Source organism: Streptomyces sp. NPDC031049, from assembly GCF_055571015.1.
In genome coordinates this window covers 285,867-297,550 of record NZ_JBVIGC010000010.1, presented here as the reverse complement: position 1 = coordinate 297,550, position 11,684 = coordinate 285,867, and the positions used below count along the sequence as shown (strand labels likewise).

10 protein-coding genes are annotated in these 11,684 nt (G+C 71.4%); 7 read left to right on the top strand and 3 right to left on the bottom strand.

The genetic code is table 11. The features are described 5' to 3' along the window. The 4 genes from ACZ45Q_RS19350 to ACZ45Q_RS19335 form a co-directional block, all read left to right on the top strand. A partial coding sequence (locus tag ACZ45Q_RS19350; protein ID WP_468262499.1) for a vitamin B12 dependent-methionine synthase activation domain-containing protein occupies positions 1-812 on the top strand: 812 nt, incomplete at its 5' end. Positions 813-950: 138 nt separating this feature from the next. Beyond that, a complete protein-coding gene (locus tag ACZ45Q_RS19345) occupies positions 951-1,652 on the top strand; it encodes an HAD family hydrolase (RefSeq protein ID WP_468262496.1) in 702 nt (233 codons plus the stop codon). A 468-nt stretch (positions 1,653-2,120) separates the two neighbouring features. Beyond that, complete coding sequence (locus tag ACZ45Q_RS19340; RefSeq protein ID WP_468262493.1) at positions 2,121-3,725, top strand: ABC transporter substrate-binding protein; 1,605 nt, start codon at positions 2,121-2,123, stop codon at positions 3,723-3,725. A gap of 133 nt (positions 3,726-3,858) precedes the next feature. Next, positions 3,859-5,439 carry an ABC transporter substrate-binding protein gene (locus ACZ45Q_RS19335; RefSeq protein ID WP_468262490.1) on the top strand — a complete coding sequence of 527 codons (1,581 nt, stop codon included), beginning with the start codon at positions 3,859-3,861 and terminating at the stop codon, positions 5,437-5,439. Between the two features lie 100 nt (positions 5,440-5,539). On the opposite strand, the gene ACZ45Q_RS19330 is transcribed toward ACZ45Q_RS19335, so the two are convergent. Both ACZ45Q_RS19330 and ACZ45Q_RS19325 read right to left on the bottom strand, forming a co-directional pair. Then, on the bottom strand, positions 5,540-6,211 hold the full coding sequence (locus ACZ45Q_RS19330) for a response regulator transcription factor (RefSeq protein ID WP_345586784.1): 672 nt from the start codon (positions 6,209-6,211) through the stop codon (positions 5,540-5,542). A 14-nt stretch (positions 6,212-6,225) separates the two neighbouring features. After that, complete coding sequence (locus ACZ45Q_RS19325) at positions 6,226-7,170, bottom strand: RecB family exonuclease (RefSeq protein WP_468262487.1); 945 nt, start codon at positions 7,168-7,170, stop codon at positions 6,226-6,228. A 174-nt stretch (positions 7,171-7,344) separates the two neighbouring features. Between ACZ45Q_RS19325 and ACZ45Q_RS19320 the strand changes: the two genes are divergently transcribed. From ACZ45Q_RS19320 to ACZ45Q_RS19310, 3 genes are all read left to right on the top strand, one after another. Further along, complete coding sequence (locus tag ACZ45Q_RS19320; RefSeq protein ID WP_468262484.1) at positions 7,345-9,162, top strand: site-2 protease family protein; 1,818 nt, start codon at positions 7,345-7,347, stop codon at positions 9,160-9,162. A gap of 47 nt (positions 9,163-9,209) precedes the next feature. Beyond that, positions 9,210-10,112, top strand: a complete 903-nt coding sequence (locus ACZ45Q_RS19315) for a tRNA (adenine-N1)-methyltransferase (RefSeq protein ID WP_468262481.1) — start codon at positions 9,210-9,212, stop codon at positions 10,110-10,112. 320 nt (positions 10,113-10,432) lie between these two features. Beyond that, complete coding sequence (locus ACZ45Q_RS19310) at positions 10,433-11,008, top strand: hypothetical protein (RefSeq protein WP_468262479.1); 576 nt, start codon at positions 10,433-10,435, stop codon at positions 11,006-11,008. A 150-nt stretch (positions 11,009-11,158) separates the two neighbouring features. On the opposite strand, the gene ACZ45Q_RS19305 is transcribed toward ACZ45Q_RS19310, so the two are convergent. Continuing rightward, complete coding sequence (locus ACZ45Q_RS19305; protein ID WP_468262476.1) at positions 11,159-11,464, bottom strand: ferredoxin; 306 nt, start codon at positions 11,462-11,464, stop codon at positions 11,159-11,161. Positions 11,465-11,684 lie beyond the last annotated feature (220 nt).

Genomic DNA, 11,684 nt, shown 5'->3' with positions numbered 1-11,684 from the left:
TGGCCACCGACAACCCGGTGCCCGAGCCCCCGTTCTGGGGCACCCGCGTGGTCAAGGGCATCCAGCTCAAGGAGTACGCCTCCTGGCTGGACGAGGGCGCCCTGTTCAAGGGGCAGTGGGGCCTGAAGCAGGCACGCACCGGCGACGGGCCCACCTACGAGGAGCTCGTCGAGACCGAGGGCCGGCCCAGGCTGCGCGGCCTGCTGGACCGGCTCCAGACGGAGAACCTGCTGGAGGCGGCCGTGGTCTACGGCTACTTCCCGTGCGTCTCCAAGGACGACGACCTGATCCTCCTGGACGAGCAGGGCAACGAGCGCACCCGCTTCACCTTCCCCCGTCAGCGCCGTGGCCGGCGGCTGTGCCTGGCCGACTTCTTCCGCCCCGAGGAGTCGGGACAGACCGATGTCGTCGGGCTCCAGGTCGTCACCGTCGGCTCCCGCATCGGCGAGGAGACCGCCAAACTGTTCGAGGCGAACGCCTACCGCGACTACCTCGAGCTGCACGGGCTGTCCGTCCAGCTCGCCGAGGCCCTCGCCGAGTACTGGCACGCACGCGTGCGCGCCGAGCTGGGCTTCGCCGGTGAGGACCCGCAGGAGATGCAGGGCATGTTCGAGCTGAAGTACCGGGGGGCCCGCTTCTCCCTCGGCTACGGAGCCTGCCCCGACCTGGAGGACCGCGCCAAGATCGCCGAACTGCTCCAGCCCGAGCGCATCGGCGTCAAGCTGTCCGAGGAGTTCCAGCTGCACCCCGAGCAGTCCACCGACGCCATCGTCATCCACCACCCGGAGGCCAAGTACTTCAACGCCCGCTGAGCCGCTTCGGCCGGTGTGCCCCGGTGCACACCGGCCGAACCAGGCGCTTCGCCCGCGGGCGACGTACACTGGTCGATCCACTGCAGGCCGGTTCCCCGTGTGGGAACCGGCCTGGTCGTCCCTCAAGGAGGTAGGTGGATGACCAGTACGGTCCCCGCGCTCGGAACCCGTACGGCCGACGGCTCGGCCCTTCAGGCGGTGCTGCTCGACATGGACGGCACCCTCGTCGACACCGAGGGCTTCTGGTGGGACGTCGAGGTCGAGGTCTTCGCCTCCCTGGGGCACACCCTGGACGAGTCCTGGCGCCATGTCGTGGTGGGCGGCCCCATGAGCCGCAGCGCGGGTTTCCTGATCGAGGCCACGGGCGCCGACATCTCCCTGGCCGAGCTGTCCGTGCTGCTCAACGAGGGCTTCGAGGAGCGCATCGGCCGCGCCCTGCCGCTCATGCCCGGCGCCGTCCGGCTGCTGGCCGAGCTGTACGAGCACGAGGTCCCTACCGCCCTGGTCTCCGCCTCTCACCGGCGCATCATCGACCGCGTGCTGACCAGGCTCGGCGCCCACCACTTCGCCCTCACGGTCGGCGGCGACGAGGTGCCGCGCACCAAGCCGCACCCCGACCCGTACCTGGCGGCCGCGGCCGGACTCGGCGTGGACCCCGGCAGGTGCGCCGTCGTCGAGGACACCGCGACCGGTGTGGCCTCCGCCGAGGCCGCCGGCTGCCACGTCGTGGCGGTGCCCTCCGTGGCCCCCATCGCCCCGGCTCCCCGGCGCACGGTGGTCAACTCCCTGGAAGAGATCGACCTGCCGTTTCTGCGCGGACTGATGCCCCATCCGAACTAGCCGCTCACCCAGCGTGTCCCGGCGTCGGCGCGGAGAATTCCCCGGAACACCTGTACGCCTTCCACCCGGCTTCTTCCGAGGCGATCCGGTAGGCCTGGCCGGGGAAATTCCAGCCGTTCGGACGGCTGAATTCCGACTCTGCCCTCCCCTTCCCGGCATGTGACGTTCGCCACGCCTTCAGGGGTCGACACGCTGTCACGCGTGTGCTGCCGCCCCCGCCGAACGCCTCGGGGGCGTGCCCATGTGTCCCGATTGGTGAAAGCGTGCACTAATCCTTCCGCTGTCGGGTTTTCGGTCTGTCCACGCCCGGTTTCGCAGCGTGATGAGCGCCCAACTCCGGTGGCCGCGAACCCTCCTGCGGGCGCGGACTAATCTCGTCGCGAGAACATCGCCCCGATAACCCGTGATCCGCCGCACCACCCATGCATGCCGGATACACGGAACCGACAGCTGTGGAGAAACTCGAGCATGAACCGCAAGACTCTGGTGCTGCCGGCCGTCGTCGGCCTGCTCGGGCCGGCGCTCGCCGCCTGCGGCGGGTCCGACAGCGGCAGCGGCGGCGGTGACGCGATCGTCGTCGGCACCACGGACCGGTTCACCGCCTCGAAGGATGCCCCCGCGCCCCTCGACCCGGCGTACGCCTACGACGTCGGCACCTGGAACATCCTGCGCCAGACGGTGCAGACCCTGATGATCCAGCCCCGCGGTGAGGGGCAGCCGGTGCCCGAGGCCGCCGAGAAGTGCGGCTTCACCGACACCGGCAATCAGCGGTACGCCTGCACCCTGCGCGACGGGCTCACGTTCGCCAACGGCGACCCGGTCACCGCGTCCGACGTGAAGTACTCCATCGAACGGGCCCTGTCCATCAAGGCCGACAGCGGTGTGTTCGCGCTGCTGTCCACCATCGACACCGTCGAGACGCAGGGCGACCGCGAGGTCATCTTCCACCTCAAGACCGCCGACGCCACCTTCCCGTTCAAGCTGTCCACCCCCGTCGCCGGCATCGTCAACCCCGACGCCTACGACAAGGGCGCGCTCCGCGAGGGCTTCGAGGTGTCCGGCTCCGGCCCGTACACCCTGAAGGCGGAGGCCGACGGAGGCCGGCTGACCAAGGCCGTGTTCACCAAGAACCCCGAGTACAAGGGGAGCCTGAAGGTGAACAACGACAAGGTCGAGCTGGTCTCCTACGGCGACGCCGGCGCCATGGACTCCGCCCTGCGCGAGGGCGACATCGACCTGATGACCCGTGCCATGACGCCGGCGCAGATCAAGAAGCTCGCCGACGGCTCGGACAGCAAGATCGACCTGATCGAGATGGCCGGCCTGGAGATCCGCTACCTGGCCTTCAACACCAGCGCGCCGACCGTCAAGGACCGGGCCGTCCGCCAGGCCATGGCCCAGGTGATCAACCGCAGCGCACTCGTCTCCAAGGTCTACGGCACCCAGGCCGAGCCCCTGTACTCGCTGGTCCCGGCCACCATCACCGGGCACTCGAACTCGTTCTTCAACAAGTACGGCGACCCGAGCGTGTCCAAGGCCAAGTCGCTGCTGGAGGAGTCCGGGGTCAGCACGCCGGTCGAGCTGACGCTGCACTACACCACCGACCACTACGGCGCCGCGACCAGGCAGGAGTTCGAGGTGTTGCAGAAGCAGCTCAACGACAGCGGCCTGTTCGAGGTCGACATCAAGGGCACGCCCTGGGAGAAGTTCCGCCCCGCCGAGATGAAGGGCGAGTACGACGTCTACGGCATGGGCTGGTTCCCGGACTTCCCGGACGCCGACAACTTCCTCGCGCCCTTCCTCGACAAGGACAACTTCCTCAACTCGCCGTACGCCAACAGCGACATCATCAACCAGCTGATCCCGGAGTCCCGCCGCGAGGCCGACCGGCTCGCCGCCGCCGACAGCCTCACGGAGATCCAGGACATCGTTGCCGAGGACGTCCCGGTCATCCCGCTGTGGCAGGGCAAGCAGTACGTCGCCGCGCGGGACGACGTCACGGGCACCGCCTACGCGCTCAACTCGTCCTCGACGCTCCAGCTGTGGGAACTCGGCCGCGGCGTGAGCGGCTGACGCCCCCAACCCCTCCGGGGCCACCCACGCCCCAACCCTCCGGGGCCACCGACGCCCCACCCCTCCGGGGCCGCCGGCGCGGCGGCTCCTCCCCCCCCAACGCTCCAGGCACTGACGACAAGGCACGAAGCACGTGAACATGCGCAAGCAGTGGCCGGCCCTCCCTCTCATGGCAGTGCTGGCCCCCGGCCTGCTGACCGGCTGCGGTTCGGAGAGCACCGGCGATTCGGGCGACAACGCCACCGTGGTCGTCGGGATGTCCGACGACGTCCTGGCCACCGACCCGGCCTCCGGTTACGACCCGGGTTCCTGGCTGCTGTTCAACAACGTCTTCCAGTCGCTGCTGAGCTTCCCCAAGGGAGCCACCGAGCCGCAGCCGGAGGCCGCCGAGAAGTGCGAGTTCACCGACACCCAGGCCCGGGTGTACGAGTGCACGCTCCGGGACGACCTGACGTTCAGCAACGGCAACCCGCTGACCTCGAAGGACGTCAAGTTCTCCTTCGACCGCATGCTGAAGATCAACGACGACGCCGGACCCGCGGTCATGTTCGGCACCCTCGACAAGGTCGAGACGCCCGACGAGCAGACGGTCGTCTTCCGGCTCAACTCGTCCGACGCCACCTTCCCGAGCAAGATCGCGTCCGGTGCCGGGTCCATCGTCGACCACCGGGAGTACGACGCGAACGGCCTGCGCAAGGACGGCGAGGCGGTCGGCTCCGGCCCCTACAAGCTCGACTCCTTCGGTGACGACGAGGCCGTCTTCTCCGTCAACGAGGAGTACAAGGGCACCGCCCGCCCGCAGAACGGCGGCGTCACCCTCCGCTTCTTCCACGGCGACCGCGCGGGCCTGAAGAAGGCCGTCCTCGGCGGCGACGTCGACATCGCCTACCGCGGCCTCACCGCGCAGGACATCGACGACATCGACAAGTCCAGCGACGGCACCGGCGTCGAGGTCGTCGAGGGCAGCAGCGCCGAGGTCCAGCACCTGGTGTTCAACATGGACGACCCGGTCGCCGGAAAGCTCGGCGTCCGCAAGGCCATCGCCCACCTGCTGGACCGCGACGCCCTCATCGAGGACGTCTACCGGGGCACGGCGACCCCGCTGTACTCCATCGTCCCGGCCGGCATCGCCGGTCACAACACGGCCTTCTTCGACACCTACGGCGCCCGCCCGTCGAAGTCCAAGGCCGCCGCCGCGCTGCGCGAGGAGGGCATCACCGGCAAGGTGAAGCTGACCCTCTGGTCCACGCCGTCCCGCTACGGCCCCGCCACCGACGAGGAGTTGTCGGCGATCGCCGAGCAGCTCAACGCCAGCGGGCTGTTCGACGCCGAGATGAAGTCGGTGCCGTTCGAGCAGTACGAGAAGGACATCGAGGCCGGCAAGTACGGCGTGTACGTCAAGGGCTGGGTGCCCGACTACCCGGACCCCGACAACTTCACGGGCCCGTTCTTCGGCGAGGGCAACGTGCTCGGCAACAACTACGGCAACGACACGATCACCGGCACGCTGCTCCCGGCCACCGCCGCGCAGAGCGACCGCTCCGCCACCGACAAGGAGTTCGGCCGGCTCCAGGACATCGTCGCCGAGGAACTCCCCGTCCTGCCGGTCTGGCAGGCCAAGCAGTACGCCGTGGTCGGTGACGGCGTCTACGGCCTGGAGGCCTGCCTGGACGCCTCGACCGTCTTCCGGTTCTGGGAGCTGCGCAAGGCCTGACCCGCGGCGACGCCGAGGGCCACGACAAGAACCGATACGGGAAGGGCGCCCCCTGGTGGCAGGGGGCGCCCTTCTCGTGCGGGCCGCGCCGCGGGGCCGGCTACTGCGCCCCGGGGCGCACCAACCCGCTCTCGTAGGCGTACACCGCGGCCTGCACCCGGTCGCGCAGCCCCAGCTTGGTCAGGACGTGGCCGACATGCGTCTTCACCGTGGTCTCGCTCACGAACAGGTCCGCGGCGATCTCCGCGTTCGACAGCCCCCGCGCCACCAGCTTCAGCACCTCCACCTCACGCTCGGTCAGCGTGTGCAGGGTGTCCGGGACCGGCTCGTCGCCGGACGGCAGATGCGTGGCGTACTTGTCGAGGAGCCGCCGGGTGATGCTCGGCGCGAGCATCGCCTCACCGGCCGCCACCACGCGGATGGCCTGCACCAGCTCGCCCGCCGGGGCGTCCTTCAGCAGGAAGCCGCTGGCCCCCGCCCGGAGCGCCTCGACCACGTACTCGTCCAGGTCGAACGTCGTCAGCACCAGCACTTTAGCCGGGCCGTCCCGCTCGGGACCGGTGATCTGCCGGGTCGCCTCCACGCCGTCCATCCGCGGCATGCGGATGTCCATCAGCACCACGTCGGGCTGGAGAGCCCGCACCTGGTCCAGGGCCTGGAGGCCGTCGCCGGCCTCACCGACGACCGCGATGTCCTGCTCGGCCTCCAGGATCATCCGGAAGCCCGTGCGCAGCAGCGGCTGGTCGTCGACCAGTAGGACGCGGATGGCCACGTGAGTCTCCTTCGCTAGTCCGGCCCCATTCTGCCCTGCGGGACGGCACCGGACTCCGGCGCCCTCACCGGCAGCGGATACGGCGGGGGAGTGCCGCCGAACTCCGGGCAGTGGGCCTGGTGGTCGCACCAGCCGCACAGCTTGGTCGGACGCGGGCGCCAGTCACCCGTCTCCGTCGCCTGGCGGATGGCGTCCCACAGGGCCAGCAGTCTGCGCTCCACCCGCTCCAGGTCGGCCATCACCGGGTCGTACGTCAGCACGTCGCCGCTGCCGAGGTAGACCAGCTGGAGGCGCCGGGGCACCACCCGCTTCAGCCGCCACACCACCAGCGCGTAGAACTTCATCTGGAACAGCGCGCCCTCGGCGTACTCCGGCCGGGGCGCCTTGCCCGTCTTGTAGTCGACGATGCGCACCTCGCCCGTCGGCGCCACGTCGACCCGGTCGATGATGCCGCGCAGCCGCAGCCCAGACTCCAGCTCGGCCTCGACGAACAGCTCCCGCTCGGCCGGCTCCAGCCGGCTCGGGTCCTCCAGCGTGAACCAGCGCTCGACCAACTGCTCCGCCTCGGCGAGCCAGCGCGCCAGCCGCTCGCCCTCGGGGTCGTCGGCGAACAGCTCGGCGACCTCGGGCCGGGATTCGCGCAGCCGGTCCCACTGGCCCGGGATCAGCGCCTTCGCCCGCGGCGCCGTGCGGTCCACCGCCGGGGCGTCGAAGAGCCGCTCCAGCACCGCGTGCACCAGCGTGCCCCGGGTCGCCGCCTCGCTCGGCTTCTCCGGCAGCCGGTCGATCACCCGGAACCGGTACAGCAACGGGCACTGCATGAAGTCCGAGGCACGCGACGGCGACAGCGACGCCGGCGGTATGGCGGCGACCGGGCCGGAAGCGGTGGGCGCCTCCGCCGCACACGCCGCTTCCTCGTCCACCGCCGTCGCCGCGACACCCTCGATGCTCGTCTCCATGACGACAGACCTTACGGCCCGCCACTGACAGCGACCCAGCCCGCGTGCGTGACCCCTGTGACGGAAGGGAAGCACAGGGGTGCCGGGGCGGAACGGGCGGCGCGGGACGCATACCATCGACACCAGACCCTTCCGCCCGGCAGGCGGAAGTCGTAGCGAACCGAGGGGACAGGCGTGGACGTGAGCGGCGGGAGCGGGCAGCCGCGGTCCGGCAGCGACGAGTCGGCCGAGCACCACGCGGGGCCGCCTGCCCCCGCCACCGATCCCGGCCGCCCCGACCCGTCCCCGGCCTCCCGCCGCGACGACGCCACCGGCGACACGGACACGGGGGAGGCGGACGCGGGGAACGCGGACGCGAAGACGCGGGGGAGCGCGGCGGGTGAGACGCCCGAAGGCACCGAAGCCGTCGAAGACCCCGGCGCACTGCGAGGTGCGGCCACCCGTCCGCACGGCACCGACGGCGAGCCCGGCCCCACCGGCGACTCCTCACCCGGCCCCGACGAGGACACCTCGCCCGGCCGTGCCGAGGGCACCCCGGTCGGCCTCGCCAAGGGAGCCGCCCCCGACCCCCACGGCGGCACCCCGCCCGGTGCTCCAGGAGCCGACCAAGCCCCTCCGGCCACCGAAGCCCCCCAAGCCGCTGACGCCCCCCAGGCCACCGAAACCCGTCAAGCCACCGAAACCCCCCAGGCCACGGAAGCCCCTCGGGCCCCCCAAGCCCCGCGAGCCCACCAAGGCCCCGCAACCCCGTCGCCCCCCAGCACCCCCACGCCCGTGCCCCGCAACCGCGCCGAAGCAGGGCCGGGGGCCGCGCCCGGACGGCCGCCGCAGCGACCGCCGGAGCCGGGAGGAGGCCTCCTCATGGGACGGCTGTTCGGCGTGCCGGTGTACGTCGCGCCCAGCTGGTTCCTGGTGGCCGCCCTGATCACCTGGGTGTTCGGCGGCCAGCTGGACCGCGTGCTGCCCGAGCTCGGCGCCGCCCGCTACCTGGTCTCCCTGTTCTTCGCGGTCGCCTTCTACGCCTCCGTCCTGGTCCACGAGCTGGCCCACACGGTCGTCGCGCTCCGCTACAAGCTCCCGGTGCGCCGCATCCAGCTCCAGTTCTTCGGCGGCGTGTCGGAGATCGAGAAGGAGGCCGAGACCCCCGGCCGGGAGTTCCTGCTGGCCTTCGTCGGCCCGCTGCTCTCCCTCGTCCTCGGCGGCGTCTTCTACCTCGCCCTGCTGCCCATCGAGCCGGGCACCGTCCCCGGCGTCCTGCTGGCCGGCCTGATGATCTCCAACCTCATCGTCGCCGCCTTCAACCTCCTGCCCGGCCTGCCCCTGGACGGCGGCCGGATGCTCCGCGCCGTCGTCTGGAAGCTCACCGGCAAGCCCATGAGCGGCACCATCGCCGCCGCCTGGGTCGGCCGCGCCCTCGCCGTCTCCGTCCTGATCGGCCTGCCCCTGCTCACCCAGTCCGGTGCCCTCGGCGCCGACGCCGTCGACAACGTCGGCATGGACACGGTCATGGACGCCCTGCTCGCCGCGATCCTCGCCGCGATCATCTGGACCGGCGCCGGGAACAGCCTGCGCATGGCCCGGCTGCGCGAGCACCTCCCGGAACTGCGTGCCCGCAACCTCACCCGCCGCGCCGTCCCCGTCCCCGCCGACACCCCGCTGTCCGAGGCCCTGCGCCGGGCGAACACCGCCGGGGCCCGCGCCCTGGTTGTCGTCGACGGCGACGGCACCCCCGTCTCCCTGGTCCGCGAGGCCGCCATCGTCGGCGTACCCGAGCACCGCCGCCCCTGGGTGGCGGTCAGCGGCCTGGCCCAGGACCTCACCGAGGGCATGCGCGTCTCGGCGGAGCTGTCCGGGGAGGAGCTGCTGGACGCCCTGCGCGCCACCCCGGCCACGGAGTACCTGGTCGTCGAGGACACCGGCGAGATCTACGGCGTCCTGTCCGCCGCCGACGTGGAGCGCGCGTTCGTCAAGGCCATGGCCCGCCCCTCCTGACCGCCGCCGTGGTCCGCGGCCCCGCCGGGGACCGGTAGGCTGGTCACATGTCCGAACCGACCGGTGCCGCCCGCAGGCGCGGGCCCTTCAAGGTCGGGGACCAGGTACAGCTGACCGACCCCAAGGGCCGCCACTACACGTTCACGCTCGAGGCCGGGAAGAACTTCCACACCCACAAGGGTTCCTTCCCGCACGACGAACTGATCGGCGCTCCCGAGGGCAGCGTTGTCCGCACCACCGGGAACGTCGCCTATCTCGCGCTGCGCCCCCTGCTCCCCGACTACGTCCTGTCCATGCCCCGCGGGGCAGCCGTCGTCTACCCCAAGGACGCGGGGCAGATCCTGGCCTTCGCCGACATCTTCCCCGGCGCCCGCGTCGTCGAGGCCGGCGTCGGCTCCGGCTCGCTCAGCAGCTTCCTGCTGCGCGCCATCGGCGACCAGGGCATGCTGCACTCCTACGAGCGCCGCGCCGACTTCGCCGAGATCGCCCAGGCCAACGTCGAGCGCTACTTCGGCGGCCCGCACCCGGCCTGGCAGCTCACCGTCGGCGACCTCCAGGACAACCTGTCCGACGCCGACGTCGACCGCGTCATCCTCGACATGCTCGCCCCCTGGGAGTGCCTGGAGGCCGTCTCCAAGGCCCTGGTCCCCGGCGGCATCCTGTGCTGCTACGTCGCCACCACCACCCAGCTCGCCCGGACCGTGGAGTCCATCCGCGAGATCGGCTGCTTCAACGAGCCGACCTCCTGGGAGACGATGATCCGCAACTGGCACGTCGAGGGCCTGGCCGTCCGCCCGGACCACCGGATGATCGGCCACACCGGTTTCCTGCTGACCGCCCGTCGGCTCGCCGACGGCGTCGAGCCGCCCATGCGCCGCCGCCGCCCCGCCAAGGGCGCCTACGGCGAGGACTACACCGGCCCCAACGCCGACGGAGGCACCGGCCGCTGAGCCGGCCCCGTACCGCACGCAACGCGCAGACGCCGTGGTGGGGGGGGCGGGACCCACCCCAGTACGCCACCCCCCCCGCCCCCCCTCCCTCCCCCACCCCCCCCCACACCCCCCCCCCCCCTCCCCCCCCCCCCCCCCCCCCCCCCCCCCCCCCCCCCTCCCTTTCCCCCCCCCCCCCCCCCCCCCCCCCCCCCCACCACGGCGTCTTCACGTTGACCGGTAACCCGATCGGGTACCCACCCCGCCGTTCCCCCGCACTGTGACGTGTGGCACGATGCTGGCCACCCCCACCGGCACAGCCCTCACAGGAGACACTCCTCGTGCAGCACCCCGCCGTTCCGGACCTCGCGCACACGCACACCCGCCCGATCCACTGGGGCGCCACCGCCACGGCCGTCGCCGCCGTCGTGGCCCTGTCCTCCGTCCTCCAGCCCGACGCCGCCACCGCCGCCCAGGCGGCCGGCCCCGAGACGAAGACCGCCCCCGCGCGCATCGCGCCGCCCGACCCGGAAGCCGTCGACTTCGGGCTGGAATGCGGCCCGGTCGAAGCGGTCGTGCAGAAGAAGGCCACCGGCGACCTCGACGGAGACGGCCGCCCGGAAACGGTCGCGGCGGTGCACTGCGACGCCCCCATGGGCACCCCGCCCGACGGCGTCTACGTCGTCACCCGCGGCGCCGGCGACCAGCCGCGCGTGGTGGCCACCCTGGTGGACCCGGCGGAGCGAAGGACGGTGACCGCGCTCGCGGTGCGCGACGGAGCCGCCTTGGCCACGCTGCTCGGCTACTCCTCGGCCGAGGTGCCCAGTTGCTGCCCCGACCTCAAGGACGACGCGAAGTGGCAGTGGAAGAACGGCACGTTCGTCCGCTCCACCCCTTCCCAGGCGCACACCGTCTGACGCAGGACCGGCCGAGACCGGCTCGCACGGGCCTCGAGAACGCCTCGCGCACGCCCGGGGAACGCCTCGCGCACGCCTCGCACGCACCGGGGGAAGGCTGTGAGAAACCAGACAGCGGTCACAGAGCGTATGTGATCTGACGGAATTCGGTCACTCTGCGTCCGGGCCGTACACCTCGACCCTGTCCGAAATCCGACGTACGTGGATGCACTCGCCCGGACACTCCTTCGCCGAGTCGACCACATCCGTGAGAAGCGGCAACGGCACGGCTGTTGCCGCCCCCTTGTCCTGGAGAAGCTCCTCGTCCGCGCCCTTGACGTACGCCAGACCGTCGATGTCCAGCTCGAACACCTCCGGCGCGTACTGGGCGCAGATGCCGTCGCCGGTACACAGGTCCTGGTCGATCCAGACCTCGAGTGCCTCGCCGCCGACTCCGGCCTCCTGCTGCACGGTCACCTCTCCTGCCGTCTGACACATCGAGCCGGTCGGGAATCCGGCCAGCTCTGACGGGTGTTGAACGCTTCGACCCTACCTCCGCCGGGGTTCCCCTCACGTTCGGTGGGTATTCCCCTGGCGTGAGGGAGAGCGCAAGGGTGAAGATCGGACACACCCCGACCGTCTTTGTGATCTAGGGGTTTCAATCGACACCCGCCCAGGTAGGGTCTGGAAGCGTCCA